Source organism: Christensenella massiliensis, from assembly GCF_040409835.1.
Taxonomy (GTDB): Bacteria; Bacillota; Clostridia; order Christensenellales; family Christensenellaceae; genus Christensenella; species Christensenella massiliensis.
This window is the reverse complement of record NZ_CP117826.1, coordinates 1,497,335-1,513,286: the sequence shown is the minus strand read 5'-3', so window position 1 is coordinate 1,513,286 and position 15,952 is coordinate 1,497,335. Positions and strand designations below refer to the sequence as shown.

Below are 15,952 nucleotides of genomic sequence, written 5' to 3'. Positions count from 1 at the left end.
AAAGCACCGGCCATGGTTTTCCGGCCGGCGCTTCGGTCATGCTTCGAATGCTGCGGCAACCTCTTTCATCAGGTCCGCGATTTTCAGATGCTGCGGGCAGGCATGCTCGCAGCGTCTACAGCCGATACAATCCGAAGCTTTCCCGAACGTTTGAGCATAATTATCGTAATAGACGGTATGCAGAAAGCTTCTGGGGTTTGTACTTTGCTTCTGCCCGTTAAACAGGGCGAAATATTTCGGGATCGGGATGTTTTTCGGACAGCCGGCCGTACAGTACTGACAGGCAGTACAGGGAATTGCGATGGACTCGTTGATGAGATCCGCCGCTTTGCGCAGAAGAGCCGTCTCTTCGCCGGACAGCGGAGAAAAATCACGCATAGCTCCGGTGTTGTCGAGCAGCTGCGGCATGGACGACATCCCGCTCAAAACGACCGCCGTATTTTCAAGACTGGCCGCAAAGCGGAGCGCCCAAGAGGGGATGGACCAGTCCGGGTGGCATTCCTTTAGAAGGCGTTCGGCCTTTTCCGGGATATTTGCCAGCATTCCGCCTTTAACGGGCTCCATAACGATTACTTTTTTCCCGTGCCGCACGGCTGTTTCGTAGCACAGGCGGGACTGGATGCTTACGTCCTCCCAGTCGAGATAGTTGATCTGCAGCTGCACAAAATCGACCTCCGGGTGCTCGGACAAAATACGGTCCAGAAGCTCGGCGCTGTCGTGGAAGGAAAAACCGGCCTTCCGAATATAGCCCTCCCGCTTTTTGCGGGCGAGAAAACCGAAGCTGTCCATTCGCCGCGCGATCTCATAATGCTCCGTTCCAAGATTGTGCAAAAGGTAATAATCAAAATAATCCACACCGCATTTTTCAAGCTGCTCTTCAAAGATACGCGTCTGCTCCGTCTTTTGCTCCAATATGGCTACGGGCATTTTGGTAGCCAGTATGAAGCTGTCGCGCGGATGCCGCCGGACGATCGCCTCGCGTACGGCATATTCGCTTTTTTTATCGTGATAGACATAGGCGGTATCAAAATAGGTGAAGCCGCGTTCCAAAAAGACGTCCGCCATACGGGAAACCGTATCGATATCGATGCTTTCCTGCCTGTCCGGGTCGGTAAGCGGCAGCCGCATCAAGCCAAAGCCCAATTTTTTCATCACAGTTATTTACTCCTTTCTGAGTTGCCTGCAATTTCCGTCCATTGTTCGGAACGATACGAGCTATCCGCGAAAGAGCTGCTTTGCCCGCCGCATATTCCGGCGGACAGGAACGTCGAAGGGGCAGCGTTTTTCGCATGCGCCGCATTCGGTACATTCACCGGCGTGATGCGCAAGAGCGGCATAATGCTCGCGCACCGTTTCAGGAACTGTATTTTGTGCCTGCACAAGGTTCAGGAATTTGGTAACAGCCGCCACATCAATGCTCTGCGGACAGGGCGCGCAATGGCCGCAATACATGCAATGCCCGCGCCAGCTGATTCGCGGAAATGAGGCGAGTGCCGCCGCATAATCCCTTTCGCCGTCCGATGCAGTCTCATACGCGAGGCTTGCCTGAAGCTCTTCCAAAGAGTGGGCGCCGGTGAACACCGTTGCCGCGGCAGGCCGCGTCAAAGCGTAATGGATGCACTGGTTCACCGAAAGCGCCGCGCCGGCAGGGGAATCGGCAGTTAAAAGATCGCCGCCGCCAAAGGCTTTCATGACGGTAATACCGACGCCCATACGCTGACAGGTCTCATAAAGGGCCTGACGGTCAGGGTCCATGTTCAGCAATTCTTTTTCATAGCTTTCATCGGCCCACAAGGCTTCCACATCCTCGCTGCCCGGCTGCAGGTCATAGCAGGGGTTCACGCTGAACATCAAAACACGGATGAGGCCGCTTTTCACCGCTTCCATAGCGGCGACCGGGTTATGGCTGGAAAGGCCGATCTCCCGTATCTTTCCGGCCGCTTTCAGCTCTTCGGCATAGCGCATGACCTCTCCGTCCCTGATTCTGCGCCAAGTATCGACGGAATCCACATAGTGGATCATGCCGACGTCGATATGATCCGTATTCAAGCGGAAAAGCAGATCGTCAAAGGAGGCGCGCACCTCGCGGATATCCCGCGTCGCCTTATACTGCCCGTTTTTCCAGACCGTACATAAATGAGCCTGCAAAATAAAATCATTCCGGCGTCCGTACAGAACAGAGCCGATACGGCTGCGCAGGTCGGGATCGGGACTGTAAAGATCCATGCAGTTTATCCCGTTCTCTAGAGCATACGCGAACATCTCGCGGTCAAAAGCCTCGTTCCGGCCGGAAAATCCTTCGCAGCCAAGGCCGATCTCACTTACCATAAGGCCGGTATTGCCAAGCTCACGGTATTTCATACGCTTTCCTCCTGCTTTTTGCGAAGCGCTTCCAAGGTATGCCGGACCGCGGCAAAGGCCTCCTGAGGCGTACAAATCCCTGCGACGGCCTTTTCCATCGGGCACGGACCCGTACCTGCACGGTTTTCGATAGACGGCGTGAGTATGCCATAGGAATAGGCGATCCCACTTTGCTGCAATACGGGCAGGGCGGCCCCGCTCATTACAGAAGCATATATCTCACGCACACCGAGCAGTACGAATAAAAATGCAGCGGCCCTGCCGACGATCTTATCTGCTGCGGAAAAGCCGGTCAGGTCGGCTCCGGAGGAAAGAAATTCCACTAAGGGAAGAATGCCTGTTTTCCGGCTGATGGAAATACTGTTCCCTTTTACCAGAACACAGGAACAATTCTCTGACGCCAGCAGACTCTTTGCATGTTCAATATCACGCATGACGCTTCTCACGGTTTTGCAGCCAAAAGACGGCGAGCGGAATGAGGCACCACTGGAGTGCAAGCCCCGGAAGACCGGCGGCGATGCTTGTCCAGATGGAGCTTACGGCAATGGATTCGCTGCCCATGCCATAAACAGCGATCAATACGGCGGCAGCGCGCAGCGCGCGTCCGGCGAGCTGGGCAAGCAGGAGCTTTGCAATAACGGGCATCTTCGTTTGCATGAGCAGGCCGGCGAAAAGACCGTAGCCCGCGAGCTCGATCATCATGAAAGGAACTATTGCCGCAACGGGCATACCAGTCAAAGCAAAGCTCAGGAGCGGGCTTAACGCGCCCGCTGTGGCCCCCACAAAAGGGCCCGCTAAAAGGCCGATGAGCAGGATCGGCAGATGCATCGGCAGGAACGCCTGACCGAGAGCCGTTCCTGTTCCGGATACAGCGCCTGCGATATGAAAGAGCTGCGGAAGCGCCACCGCCAGCACGACGGCTGTCAGGATGGCGGCCGATTTGGTTTTCAACGTTTCTTTTTGAAGCGCGATCGTACGTAACATAAATTGATTCTCCTATCCGTTTTTGTAGTATAAGGATATCACTTGGAGTACACTCTAAGTCAATAGGATATTTTGTAAAATGAGAAATCTGACCATGTGCGGGGGCAGGGAAGAGCGGATCGGGATATCTCACAGGCTATGCCATAAAGAGGATAGAAACGGGCGTATAGAGTGAAAATGAAGCGGAAAATATTTTTGCCCGCAGCCGTTGACTTCCTAAATGCTTTATTATATAATAATAGAGCTTCAATTTTATAGTTGTGCCAGTAGCTCAGCTGGATAGAGTGTTTGACTACGAATCAAAAGGTCGGGGGTTCGAATCCCTTCTGGCACACCAAATGCCATTCCGTGCGCGAAGCGTATGGAATGGCATTTTTTATGTCATGGAGGATTCGAAGCCCCGGGGGTTCATGCAAGCGCAAGCCAAAGGCGCAGCGCGCGCTATCCCTTCTGGCACACCAGAAAAAAGCCTTTAACCATACGGGTTAAAGGCTTTTTTCTTTATCTTCTTGTTTTTGATTTGTGACACATTATAGGAAAAAATGAAAAAGAAAAAAAGAAACTATTGCATAATTTTGTGAATAGTGTGTATAATAAAAGCAAGGGTACAACCGCAAAGCGGTTAGCCCGGTGTGTTATTTGTTTAAATAACCGTCCGTGCAGGGGCGGTTATTTTTTGATGTCTGAAAAAATTTTCCAGAGCACGACCAATGAAATTACTAAAAATACTAATTCCATAAGCCTCATCCCCTTTCATAAGGGAGTGACTAACCGCCCGCTTATGTACCCTTGCAAATTATATTTTAACGTGGCAAAAAGGAAAAAGCAACAAAGTTACTTTTTCTTTTCATTGAAACAAGCGTGATAGATTTTCCAAAAAAGGTCAATTTCTTTTTTGGCTTCCGTTACGGAATCCGCAACGGAGCAGTTGAAGCTGTTAGGCTGAAATGCCACTTTCCCGTTTTGAAAAACAATGACGATGAAATTCCGACAAAGATATTTTTTCATGATTGAAAACCGCCTTTCGCCGCAAAAATGCGAATTTTTATGATATAGGGCATATTTTACCGCCGCGACAATGGCACGGAGTGCGCGGAGCGTTTACCATTGCCGCAAGGCGGGGAAAATATGCGATACTGGAAAGATTCGCAAGGCGGCAGGATAGGACGCAGGGCGGCGCAATACGCCGCTAAAATGGGGTCCCCGGCGCACTCGAACAAGCGAAGTGCCGTGAGTGCGTTGGGGTAAGCGAGGAACCGCCCGGCAAGCGGAATAACGCCGTGTGATTAACGGCGTTATGAAGCGCGTAGGGCGTGTTCGGAGCGCGTGCTTGCACACCACGACCCGGGAGGAATACCCGTTAGTTTAAAAAATAGGCGCACTTATGGCGGCGGTGAGCCGAAGCGAACGGGAGCCGCCCACACATAAGCGGCGGGAAGCGGGAACGCATAAAAAGCCCGCGCCGCAAGCCGGGCTTGCGGTTTTCTGTTTTTTCCCCTCTCATGAAGCGAGCAAGCTATCAATAAAAAGGCAACCGCGCCGCAAGCATGACCCGAGACGCGGCGCGGTTGCCTACCGAAACAAAATGCCCCCGCACACATGAGCGTTTCATTGATGTTTGTGTGCGGGGGGAAAAAAGGGGGAGTTTGAGGGGGAAAAAACACGCGGGCGTGTGATAAGAGAAAAGAGTTTGCGCCGGACAGTTTTTGCAGTATAATGACAACTCATTTTTCAATATGGTACGGGTGCGCGCCGCGCACTTCCTTTATCCCCGCGAAATCCATTTCGCCATGCTTCATTGGGCTTTCGCGGGACCCCTTCATTTTTCTTGGCATCTTTTTTGTCGAGATATTAAAAATACCATTCCGTACGCGAAGCGTACGGAATGGTATTTTTTATGTCATGGAGGATTCGAAGCCCCGGGGGTTCATGCAAGCGCAAGCCAAAGGCGCAGCGCGCGCTATCTCTTCTGGCACACCAGAAAAAAGCCTTTAACCCGATGGTTAAAGGCTTTTTTTTCTTTGAAATTTTGCGGTTTGCGACACAGTTGCGATATATTATGAGAAAAACGGGAAGTAAAAAAAGAAACTGAGGTTAGCCCTAAGCGTAAGGTATAAAATAATCGTCACCATTGAGCCTGAAGTGCACCCCGAAAGTTAGATAAAACCTAACAAACGGAGGTGCATTTTAAAAAAGGAGAAACGGCTAACCGTCCGATATATCCTTGCAAACGATGCTTTAACGCTGCCAAAAAATATCATTGATTTATATAAAAGCTGTAATGAAATCATTCATATTATGAATTTATTTATAAAATAAAATAATTAAACAAAAAAATTATAATTGCTTGTATATGAAATTTGGTATAAGATAATATCAAAGAAAAAACGGTTTTCCTGCGATGGACCGTTTTCAGACAGGATATGTATTGAGAAAGTGGGGAATGAGAATTTATATGGCTGCTACAAAAGGAAAAAATCTTGAAAATATTCAGCAGATGAACAGGACGTTGGTCTTGAAGCTGCTTCAGCAAAACAAGATATGTGCGCGTTCCGAACTTTCCAAACAATCAGGGCTGAAGCAGGCGACTATTACCAATATTATCAATGATTTTATTGCGTGGGGGATCGTTGAGGAGATCGGCTTTTTGGAAGGCATGAGAGGGAGGCGTTCTATTGCTGTTACGCTGGAACGGAAACGGCATTGTGTGGCAGCGGTTCGCATCTCAAGGAGATATTTTATGGTCGGTCTCGTTGATTTCCTTGGAGAAGAAGTTTCAAAACCTTATAAGGAAAACGTTAGCGGTCAAGCGCCGGAAATGATCATCGCCAAGATCAAGCGTACGATCAAAAGAGTGATCGCTGAAAATGACAAAATTATTTCCGCGATTGGCGTTGCGGTGCCTGGTCCTTATTTTTATAAGGAGGGAGAAATCGGCATTATAACAGACGCGCCCGGATGGGAAAAGGTATCGATCAAAAAGGAGCTGGAACAGGATTTCAGTATTCCGGTCGTGGTAGATCACGACGCCAACGCGGGAGTACTTGCGGAATGCTCTTTTCGTGAAACAAAGTTTTCAAATGACACTATTATCTATCTCGCGGTCGGACAAGGCATTGGCGCGGGGATATCCTATCATGGACGGATCATCCGTGGCTCCCTCGGCATTGCGGGCGAGGTAGGGCATGCCAGTATTAATGCAAACGGAATCAAATGCGAATGTGGAAACAGGGGATGCTTGACGCTCTATGCATCGAGCAGAGCGTTTATGGAGCAGGCAGAAAGAGAACGGAGCAGTGGAAAAAAGACCATGCTCAAGGAAGGCTTTACGTTGGATGAACTGATTGAGGCGACAGTGGAAAAGGATAAGATGGCCTATTCTGTTTTTAAAAAAATCGTTTACTACCTGAGTGTGGGAATCATCAATATTATTTATATCTATAATCCGCACACTCTGATCATTGGAGATGAAATGGCTGCTATTGGCCCGCTGCTGATCGATGAGATCATGCAGAACGTCGATAAGCTTAAGTCAAAACGGATCGCAGAAAACGTGAATGTACGCCTGTCATCCTTCCAGCCGGATCCCGCCTATATTGGAGCGAGTGCCGTCGCGATTGATCACCTGTTTAAAAATACGGAATTGTTCGATAGTGCAGAGGAAAGGTCGGCTGAATGAGGGAAGGATCGGGGCAGAGTATACCGTAAAAATAAAATATCCCGGCGATTTTGCCGGGATATTTTATTGGAGCGTGGGAAAGAGGCTATTCCAGATTCTGAAAAGAAAGGTTATGGAAGTCCACGTTACTGTCTTGCGCGAACAGGCCGATTTCGTGCTCTGCAGGTTCGTAGGAACGATAGGAGAAAGCGATCATATCGTCTATAAACGCTTCAATAGTGGTTTTGCCGACTACGATCTTAACATTGATAGTATCTCCGCTTCCAAAAGGAAATGTTTTCTCGCATACACGGGGACCGTCCACCTCGGGAAGGGGCTGTTCTTTCCCTGAAAGTGTTGCCCAGAAAGGATCAAGGGGTGCGGGAAGTTTGTTGAGGGAAACGCGTTGTCCGGCGAGATCGAAAGCAAGCAGATATCCCTTATCAAGATCAGAATCTGTTTTCAACGTGATACCAAAATAATCTCCACAGTCGCTGGGAACGATATTGCATTCAAAGAGAAATTCTTTTTGGGCAGGCAGATCAAAAAATCCGTAGCTGAGTGAGCCGATGGAATTGATGGAAACGGACTTGTTGCCGTAACTGCGTGTATTACCAAAATGAGGTCTGAAATCTGCGGAAAATCCTGCACCAAAAGAATGATAGATATTTTCAGGCATAGATACATAAAGATTGCCGTCCGGTGCGGATTTTACCTCATGCGGGATCGCGAAGTCGCCGCCCCATTGCCACCAGCCTTCATCAGAAGCGCCCTCGCGGTCATGGATCCATCCGAAATAGAAGCGATGGCCTTCTTTGTCGCTTAGTGATTTCGCTGCATAAAAGCGGCGGCAGTCAATACCGTCAAACTGCGGAGTACGCCATGGACCGTAAGGAGACATAGAAAAACGATAGAGAGTCTGCGCGCGTTCGGAAAAACGAGAATAGGAGAGATACCAGAAATTTCCAAGACGATACATCTCCGGGCATTCAGGACAGTTTGTGTGGTAAGGCTCATAGAGGACGCCGTAGTGCTCAAAGGTCCTTAAATTCTGGGATTTGTAAAGTACGACGCAGCCACGTCTATTTTCCGGCCCTTCATTACGGCGCGCAGCAATCAGCATCCAATAGCACGCATCCTCATCGTTATAAAAAACATAGGGATCACGCCAATCTATGGATTCGTAATACCTTGTATCCGGAACGATGTAGGGGCTGTCCTCATCTTTTACCCATACAATGCTGTCGTCACTGGTTGCATGACAAATGGTCTGCGGGAATTCAGCGGAAATATGATAACCAGTATAAAAAATATGGTATTTTCCCTCCGCATAAATAGCAGAACCTGTCCAACAGCCATTTGCATCTACCTGAGGCTCCTCGCCGGGAACAAGCGCTGGAGGAAGCTCCTCCCAATGAACGAGATCGGCTGAACGGGCATGCTGCCACGTTGTACGAACCCGATCGGGATACCGAGTGGTGTCCGGCGGGCTTGTCAGATAAAATAAATGATAAACGCCGTCATGATAGAATGGGATCGCGTCTCCGGATGCAAAACCTTCTTTACTTCTTCTGAATAACTTCATATTTTTCACCTCGTATTTTATTGTAAAGCATGATTTTTAAAAAATGATGGCGAATAACTGCTTAATAATTATTTCTATTTTAAAGAGAGATTAACACAGGAAAATAATTATGTCAATAAATTAATTAATAAAATTTATAAATTCATAAAAAGATGAAATTTGGAATGAAACTCCGCATATATAAAGGATTTTTTTAATGAATAAAAAATAGAGGAAAAAATATATTGACATAATATAAAATGAATAATATAATTAATTCGATAAAATAATTAAATGATTATCCAATATTAAAAAAGAATAGCACAGAAAAACTCAAGAGTCTTAAAGAACGGACGGCAGAAAACCAGATATCAGAGTTTGCCTGAAAGGGCAAAATAAAATAATTTGTGGAGGAAACAATGAAAAAGGTACTATTGATCGTATTGTGTGTAGTGCTCGCGTGCAGTGCTGTTGCATGCAGCGCGGAGGCCCCGGCAGAGACGGGATCTGCTCCGGCAACGGAATCTGTTGCGGTATCCGAGGAGCCGAAAGAAACGGAACCTGCCACAACAGCGGAATCTGCGGATGCATCCGCTTCAGAGGCTGTGGAAACAGCTCAGTACGAAGCGCGGGAACCCAAGAACGGTGATCATTATGTGTTCGGTTTTACAGAATGGGGCGCGGGCAGTTTCTTTGATTCTGTTTATGGGGCAATTGAAGAGGTGGTACTACAAAACGGAGATGAGATCATCCATCTGGAAGGACAATCGGACAGTAATGCGCAGTTGCAGGTCATTGAGGATTTTATCAGTCAGGATGTAGATGCGGTATTCTTTAATCCGGTAGATGCGGAAGCGTGCAAACCGGCAGTGCAAGCGCTGGTTGATGCAGGGATCCCGATCATTAATTTTGACTCGGCGGTTGCAGATATCGAGCTTGTAGATACGTTTGTGGCGACGGATAACTACAAAGCCGGACAAATTGCGGCCGAACAGATGATGAAAGATTTTCCGGACGGCGGTAAAGTGGCAGTGCTTGATTATCCGATCAATACAGCCGCCGTTGACCGTGCAAATGGCTTCATTGATGCGCTGAAAGGAAGCAATTTCGAAGTGGTAGCACAATTTGATGCAAGCGGAAAACCGGAAACAGGCCTTTCCGTGACAGAAGATATTTTACAGGCCCATAGTGACCTGACAGCGATTTTTGCAATCAACGATGAATCCGGAATGGGCGCGTATGCGGCGGTCGTAGCATCGGGCGACGATGTTGCGATCTATGGTGTAAACGGCAATCCGGAAACAAAGGTGGAAATTGCAAAAGCAGATTCGCCCTATAAGGCAACGGCGGCGCAGTCTACGATCGGAATGGGACAGCAGAGTATTGAAGTCGCATACAAGATCCTGAAAGGGGAAGAATTCCCAAAACAGATCGACGTAGCACCTTTTATTATCAATGCGGACAACGTAAATGATTATCCGTTAGACGGCTGGCAGTAATCAGTAAAATAAAAGGCGGATAAGTAATACTGGCGCTTCCCGCGGCCGAGAATGCGGGAAGCGCCAAATAATTTTAAATGTAACCAGTAGGGCAAGGAATGCTGGCTGGATCAGATGATCTCACGATGGGGAGGAAAAAAAGTTGAGTGAATTACTGGAAATGAAACATATATGCAAGCGTTTTCCAGGCGTAAAAGCTCTTGATGATGTCCAGTTGACAGTAAAAGCAGGAGAAGTCCATGCGCTGCTAGGAGAAAACGGCGCGGGAAAGTCTACATTGATCAAGGTGCTCGGCGGGATCTATACAAAGGATGAAGGGGAAATTCATATTGACGGAAAACAGGTTGATATTCATGACGTGGAAAGTGCGCGTGCAAATGGTGTGAGCGTTATCCATCAGGAATTGATGAGCGTGCCGTATCTTTCGGTTGCTGAGAATATTTTTCTGGGACAGGAGGAAACAAAATCCGGTTTCGTGAAAAAGGTACAGCAAAATAAACGGGCGCAGGAAATTTTAGACGAATATGAAATGGATGTCCGGGCCGGACAGCTTCTTGGCGAACTCACGATCGCACAGCAGCAAATGGTCGAGATCATCCGTGCAATTTCGTTTGGAGCACGAATCATTGTGATGGACGAACCAACCTCTTCTCTTTCTACAAAAGAGGTCGATATCCTGTTTGATACGGTTCGTAAGCTCAAAGAACGTAAAATCGGAATTATTTATATTTCACATAGAATGGCTGAACTGGACGAGATCGCAGACCGTATCACGATCATGCGCGACGGCCAATATATCGATACAGTAGTCACTTCGGAAACGCCGCGGGAGAGACTGGTGGCGCTCATGGTCGGACGCGAGCTTTCGAGCTATTATACAAAAACGGATACGGCGACGGAAGAAGTTATTTTAGAGGCGGAACACCTCTCAGATGGAAAAGATGTATTGGATGCGAGCTTCAACCTGCGCAGGGGTGAGATCCTTGGATTCTCCGGCCTCGTTGGGGCAGGACGCAGTGAAACGATGAAAATTTTGTTCGGGCTCCAAAAACCTATTTCTGGAACGATCAGATTGAATGGGGAAGAAGTAAAAATCAGTGATCCCCAAGAGGCGATCAGGCTTGGGATCGGAATGGTTCCGGAAGACAGGAAAGATTTAGGTTTATTTCAGGAATCCAGCGTGCGGTTCAATATGACGATCGACGTATTAAAACAGTTCATTAAGGGGATATCTTACAGCAGGGCGAAAGAAATGCGGCTTGTAGACGAGTATATCAAAAAAATGTCGATCAAGGTGGCTTCGCCGGAACAGCTCGTATCGGGCCTTTCCGGAGGGAATCAACAGAAGGTGCTGATCAGCCGCTGGCTGATGTGCACGGAAAAAATATTGATATTAGACGAGCCGACGCGCGGCGTAGATGTCAAAACCAAAGCAGAAATATACTATCTGATCAATGAACTGGCCGCGAACGGACTCTCCATCATTATGGTATCGTCTGAGCTTCCGGAACTCATCAATATGAGTGATCGCGTGGTAGTTATGTGTCATGGACGGACAACGGGTATTCTGGACCGCGCTGAATTAGATCAGGAAAAAATCATGACATTAGCGACAACGGATATCGTTGCATAATACAGAAATATACAGGAGGGAAATATGAAAGGTCAGGAAATGCTGGGGAACAGGAGTTCCCTTTCGAGATTCGGCGGTTCTTTGAAGACTGGATTGAAAGACAAACTGGGGATTTTAATTGGGCTGATCGCAATGTGCGTCTTGCTGGCGATTTTTACGGATTCTTTCGCGACGTCCAGAAACATTATCAATGTACTGCGGCAGATGTCGGTCAACGCATTTTTAGCCTGCGGTATGACGATGGTCATTATTCTCGGCGGAATCGATCTCTCGGTAGGATCTGTGATTGCGGTTTCGGGCTGCCTCTGCGCGGGGCTCATTACCAATAATGGGCTCCCATCCGGACTTGCCATTTTGCTGGCGATGGGGGCAGGTACACTGGTCGGCGTATTTAACGGACTTGTGATCTCGCGGACAACGATACCGCCTTTTATTGTGACGTTGGCGACAATGAATATTGGGCGCGGTTTTGCGCGGGTCTATACTGCGAATAAAACAATTATGGTTTCAGATGACCTGTTTGGCTTTATCGGCACAGGCTATTATGGTGCGATACCGGCGCCGGTCATTTATATGATCATTGCAATTGCAGTTGTAGGCTGCATACTCGCTTTTACACGGTTCGGGCGGCATATCTATGCGGTTGGCGGAAACAAGCAGGCTGCGATTTATTCCGGTATCAACGCTAAAAATGTCACATTCACCGTATATATCCTTGCGGGGCTGCTTGCTTCCTTTGCGGGTATTATAAGCGCATCGAGGACGTTTTCAGGACAATTTAATGTAGGCGATGGCGCGGAGATGGATGCGATTGCGGCAGTTATTCTGGGAGGGACCAGTATGACAGGCGGTGTGGGAACGCTGTCCGGTACAGTGATTGGCTGCTTTATCATCGCAGTGCTTAATAACGGGATGAATCTCCTAGGGATAGATTCATCGTGGCAATATATCGTGCAGGGAATTGTGATTTTGATCGCCGTTATGATCGATTTCCTGAAAAAGCGGAACCAGAAGTTTTGAATAATAGGATAATGCAGAAAAATTGTAACGTCGAAAAGGAAAAAATATGTCGGTAGTTTTAGGAATAGATCTGGGAACATCAAGTGTGAAAGCGTTGCTGATCGACTGCGAAAGAGGCGTGATCGGGCAGGCTTCTCAAGATTATGATGTATCCATCCCCATAAACGGATATGCGGAACAAGAACCTGAGATGTGGTGGAACGCCACCTGTAAGATCCTTCTGGAATTGAAAGAAAAATATTCGGATGTGTTTCAAAAAATTGCAGCTGTTGGACTTTCGGGACAGATGCACGGACTGGTCGCAGTAGACCGGGCAGGGAACCCGGTGCGGCCGGCGATCATCTGGCTTGATCAGCGCTCAGAGGAACAAGTAAGGGAGCTCCAACGTAGAGTATCGCACAACGAAATCCAAAATATACTGCAAAACGAGCCTTTTACAGGTTTTGCTTTCCCATCATTGCTGTGGGTCAGGGAACATGAGCCGGAGATATACCGGCAGATCGATAAGATTTTCCTGCCAAAGGATTACATTCGTATGAAGCTGACCGGAAAAATCGCTTCTGATGTGACGGATGCAGCTTCAACAGGATGCTTTGATATCGGCCGGCGCGACTGGGCCTACCGGATTGCGGAAAAGTTTTCTGTGGAAAGCGGTTTGCTGCCGGAATGTCATGAATCAACGGAAGTCGCCGGGGAAACTACGGCCGAATGCATGAGGCAGACTGGGCTCGCGGTGGGGATCCCTGTGATTTACGGCGCGGGAGATCAGCAGTGTCAGGGGATTGGGAATGGTGCTGACAAAGAAGGTATCGTCATATCCAATATCGGTACAGGAGGTGAAATATCCTCCTATATCGACAAGGATGTTTTCGACCCGATGATGAGGACACATACTTTTTGCCATGCGGTAAACCGTGGATATATTATCTATGGTGCGACGTTATGCAGCGGTATGTCGCTGAAGTGGCTGAAGAATAATATATTAAAGGCGGCCTCCTTTGAAGAATTGAGTAAAATGGCCTCCGAGATCCCCGCTGGAAGCGATGGTGTTATTTTTCTTCCGCATCTGACCGGCGAACGAACGCCCTACATGAATCCAAAAGCAAAAGGGATATTATTCGGCCTTCATTTAAAACATGATTCACGGTATTTGGCCCGCGCAGTGATGGAGGGCGTAGTATACAGTTTAAAAAGCACGTTGGAAATTTTCCGGGGGCTGGGAATACAGACAAATAAAATTATTGCCTCGGGCGGCGCTGTGTCAAGCCCCGTATGGCTGCAAATACAAGCGGATATTTATGAAAAACCGGTCGTGGTTTCAAAAATAAAAGAACAGGCAGCGCTCGGAGCAGGAATTCTTGCGGCACTGGGAGCGGGAATATTTCGTTCAGACGCCGACTATGCACATCTAATAGAGATGGACAAAAAGGTTTACTTTCCAAATAGCAAGAACGCAGAATGCTACCGTAAGGCCTACGCTGTCTTCATAGAACTCTATCAGAGAAATAAAGATTTGTTTGAAAAAAATTAATAAAAAAGACGATATTAAGGAGGATAAGATTATGTCTAATATTTATCGCCGCTCAGGCACGAATAACCCGCCTGCAAGTGATCCGATGCCCTTGTTTGTTGACGGGGCTTATCATGTGATACACTTGAGTCCGCCGTGGGATTCTCTGGGCGAGATCGTACCGGAAATTCGGAGCAAGGATACGCAGCGTCACATTTCCAGCACAGATATGGTACATTGGACCGTACATGAGCCTGCGCTTTATCCCGGTAAGCCCGGAGAGATAGATGAGGATGGGTGCTGGACTGGCAGTTTAGTACGCAAACGCGACGATGGTATGTTCTATCTGTTCTATTGCGCGTTCGATCACGATGCGGAAAATCCACAGAAAATCTGTCTTGCGACTAGTGAAGACGGATATCAATATACGAAACGTCCGGATTTTCCGACACTCCGTCCGGCAGCTGATCTGGAACAGATCGATTACCGAGATTCCTATGTGTTCTGGAATGAAGATGAACAAATATATTGGATGGTACTGGCTGCAAGATATCAGGATGGCGGTCCGTTCCATCGGAAAGGCGTTATCACCTATCGTACGTCGAAAGACTTGTGGAACTGGAGCGAAGACAATATATTATATGCTCCGTGGTATATGATTTGCCCGGAATGCCCGGAAATGTTCAAAATGGGTGACTGGTGGTATCTTGTTTATTCGCATTTTGACCAGAATGCCAAGACGACCTACCGTATATCTAAAAGCTGTCATGGGCCGTGGCGTGTTCCGAGCCTTCCGGGGTTTGACGGGAGGCGCTTCTATGCGGCAAAATCTCTTACAGACGGAAAACGCCGCTTTCAGTGGGGAAATATTTATGAACGTGAAACACTGACAAACGAGGGCAGATGGACCTATGCGGGCGATATGGCAATGCCGCACGAACTTCTGCAGAGGGAGGATGGTTCTCTCGCAGTATGCGTACCGCATGAGATCGTAGACAATTTCGCCAAACCGGTACAGAAGAAATTTAAGCAAATGATGGGCGATTGGCGGCAAGACGGAGATTCCATTCAGGTGGATTCTACGTCTACGTTTGCTTACGGTTTCTTTGAAGAAGAGAGCAAAGATGCGGTGATGCTGCATGCAAAGCTGAACCTGAAGGACGGATACGGAGCATTCGGTCTGCTTCTGAAGAGTACGGAAGGCCTGTCTCCGTCGTGGGAACTGATTTTTGAGCCCGCAAGGTCACGGGTGAGTATCACACGCTACCCGGTCGCATTGGATCCTTTCTGGGAAACATTGAACCCAAAAATCGACGATGCGCCGATGGAGGTAGATGGTCCGAGGACGATCGAACGTCCGATCAGGATCGAAAACGGTAAGGAAATCGATGTAAAAGCCTTTGTGGATGATTCTTTTGTCGAATGCTTTGTAAACGACGAGCTGGCTCTTTCTTTCCGCATCTATGATCCTACGGGCGGAGCACCCTTCCATAAATTCGGACTCTTTGTCGAGGACGGCGTTCTTGATGTAACACAGATCGAATTGAATGAAGAAATAGATTGAACGGCATACAGCTGCAAAATAAATTAAAACAGAGATAAAAAACCGGAGATTTTATGAAACTCCGGTTTTTTATTGCGTGATGGCTATACTGGGCATGCTGCTTTAACATTTCGGGAAAGGAAATGGCAGGGGGCGGTTTTGATAACCGGGAAACAACTG

12 protein-coding genes and 1 tRNA gene are annotated in these 15,952 nt (G+C 48.0%); 7 read left to right on the top strand and 6 right to left on the bottom strand.

Annotated elements, in window-relative coordinates; translation table 11 throughout:
* Positions 1-36: 36 nt before the first annotated feature.
* The 4 genes from PUP29_RS07285 to PUP29_RS07270 all read right to left on the bottom strand — a co-directional run bounded on the left by PUP29_RS07285 (position 37) and on the right by PUP29_RS07270 (position 3,345).
* Entirely contained in the window at positions 37-1,152 is a 1,116-nt protein-coding gene (locus tag PUP29_RS07285) for an aldo/keto reductase (RefSeq protein WP_079546502.1), read from the bottom strand.
* Between the two features lie 63 nt (positions 1,153-1,215).
* Positions 1,216-2,361 carry an aldo/keto reductase gene (locus tag PUP29_RS07280; protein ID WP_353422852.1) on the bottom strand — a complete coding sequence of 382 codons (1,146 nt, stop codon included), beginning with the start codon at positions 2,359-2,361 and terminating at the stop codon, positions 1,216-1,218.
* Positions 2,358-2,795 (bottom strand): DUF1893 domain-containing protein, encoded by a 438-nt coding sequence (locus tag PUP29_RS07275; RefSeq protein ID WP_079546504.1) that lies wholly within the window; start codon positions 2,793-2,795, stop codon positions 2,358-2,360. Before PUP29_RS07275 ends, PUP29_RS07280 begins: the two co-directional genes overlap by 4 nt.
* The gene (locus PUP29_RS07270; protein ID WP_079546505.1) at positions 2,788-3,345 is read right to left on the bottom strand and encodes an ECF transporter S component; all 558 of its coding nucleotides are present in this window, start codon (positions 3,343-3,345) and stop codon (positions 2,788-2,790) included. The genes PUP29_RS07275 and PUP29_RS07270 overlap by 8 nt, the downstream gene beginning before the upstream one ends.
* A 260-nt stretch (positions 3,346-3,605) precedes the next feature.
* Here PUP29_RS07270 and PUP29_RS07265 point away from each other — a divergent pair.
* Positions 3,606-3,682 (top strand) — tRNA-Arg (locus PUP29_RS07265).
* A gap of 497 nt (positions 3,683-4,179) precedes the next feature.
* On the opposite strand, the gene PUP29_RS07260 is transcribed toward PUP29_RS07265, so the two are convergent.
* A complete protein-coding gene (locus PUP29_RS07260) occupies positions 4,180-4,353 on the bottom strand; it encodes a hypothetical protein (RefSeq protein WP_353422850.1) in 174 nt (57 codons plus the stop codon).
* A 1,447-nt stretch (positions 4,354-5,800) separates the two neighbouring features.
* Here PUP29_RS07260 and PUP29_RS07255 point away from each other — a divergent pair.
* On the top strand, positions 5,801-7,024 hold the full coding sequence (locus PUP29_RS07255) for an ROK family protein (RefSeq protein ID WP_353422849.1): 1,224 nt from the start codon (positions 5,801-5,803) through the stop codon (positions 7,022-7,024).
* 85 nt (positions 7,025-7,109) lie between these two features.
* On the opposite strand, the gene PUP29_RS07250 is transcribed toward PUP29_RS07255, so the two are convergent.
* Complete coding sequence (locus PUP29_RS07250) at positions 7,110-8,588, bottom strand: family 43 glycosylhydrolase (RefSeq protein ID WP_079546528.1); 1,479 nt, start codon at positions 8,586-8,588, stop codon at positions 7,110-7,112.
* Positions 8,589-8,986: 398 nt separating this feature from the next.
* On the opposite strand from PUP29_RS07250, the gene PUP29_RS07245 reads away from it, so the two are divergent.
* The 5 genes from PUP29_RS07245 to PUP29_RS07225 all read left to right on the top strand — a co-directional run bounded on the left by PUP29_RS07245 (position 8,987) and on the right by PUP29_RS07225 (position 15,793).
* The gene (locus tag PUP29_RS07245; protein ID WP_079546529.1) at positions 8,987-10,066 is read left to right on the top strand and encodes a sugar ABC transporter substrate-binding protein; all 1,080 of its coding nucleotides are present in this window, start codon (positions 8,987-8,989) and stop codon (positions 10,064-10,066) included.
* A 160-nt stretch (positions 10,067-10,226) separates the two neighbouring features.
* On the top strand, positions 10,227-11,699 hold the full coding sequence (locus PUP29_RS07240; protein WP_434542805.1) for a sugar ABC transporter ATP-binding protein: 1,473 nt from the start codon (positions 10,227-10,229) through the stop codon (positions 11,697-11,699).
* Between the two features lie 24 nt (positions 11,700-11,723).
* Positions 11,724-12,719: an ABC transporter permease gene (locus tag PUP29_RS07235; RefSeq protein WP_079546531.1), complete on the top strand. Its 996-nt coding sequence runs from the start codon at positions 11,724-11,726 to the stop codon at positions 12,717-12,719.
* A gap of 46 nt (positions 12,720-12,765) precedes the next feature.
* On the top strand, positions 12,766-14,250 hold the full coding sequence (xylB, locus tag PUP29_RS07230) for a xylulokinase (protein ID WP_079546532.1): 1,485 nt from the start codon (positions 12,766-12,768) through the stop codon (positions 14,248-14,250).
* Positions 14,251-14,281: 31 nt separating this feature from the next.
* Positions 14,282-15,793: a GH32 C-terminal domain-containing protein gene (locus tag PUP29_RS07225; protein WP_079546533.1), complete on the top strand. Its 1,512-nt coding sequence runs from the start codon at positions 14,282-14,284 to the stop codon at positions 15,791-15,793.
* Positions 15,794-15,952: the final 159 nt, after the last annotated feature.

Coding starts and splice junctions, on each gene's coding strand:
- PUP29_RS07285 (WP_079546502.1), bottom strand. CDS start 1,152: ATGAAAAAATTGGGCTTTGGCTTGATGCGGCTGCCGCTTACCGACCCG.
- PUP29_RS07280 (WP_353422852.1), bottom strand. CDS start 2,361: ATGAAATACCGTGAGCTTGGCAATACCGGCCTTATGGTAAGTGAGATC.
- PUP29_RS07275 (WP_079546504.1), bottom strand. CDS start 2,795: ATGCGTGATATTGAACATGCAAAGAGTCTGCTGGCGTCAGAGAATTGT.
- PUP29_RS07270 (WP_079546505.1), bottom strand. CDS start 3,345: ATGTTACGTACGATCGCGCTTCAAAAAGAAACGTTGAAAACCAAATCG.
- PUP29_RS07260 (WP_353422850.1), bottom strand. CDS start 4,353: ATGAAAAAATATCTTTGTCGGAATTTCATCGTCATTGTTTTTCAAAAC.
- PUP29_RS07255 (WP_353422849.1), top strand. CDS start 5,801: ATGGCTGCTACAAAAGGAAAAAATCTTGAAAATATTCAGCAGATGAAC.
- PUP29_RS07250 (WP_079546528.1), bottom strand. CDS start 8,588: ATGAAGTTATTCAGAAGAAGTAAAGAAGGTTTTGCATCCGGAGACGCG.
- PUP29_RS07245 (WP_079546529.1), top strand. CDS start 8,987: ATGAAAAAGGTACTATTGATCGTATTGTGTGTAGTGCTCGCGTGCAGT.
- PUP29_RS07240 (WP_434542805.1), top strand. CDS start 10,227: ATGAAACATATATGCAAGCGTTTTCCAGGCGTAAAAGCTCTTGATGAT.
- PUP29_RS07235 (WP_079546531.1), top strand. CDS start 11,724: ATGAAAGGTCAGGAAATGCTGGGGAACAGGAGTTCCCTTTCGAGATTC.
- xylB (WP_079546532.1), top strand. CDS start 12,766: ATGTCGGTAGTTTTAGGAATAGATCTGGGAACATCAAGTGTGAAAGCG.
- PUP29_RS07225 (WP_079546533.1), top strand. CDS start 14,282: ATGTCTAATATTTATCGCCGCTCAGGCACGAATAACCCGCCTGCAAGT.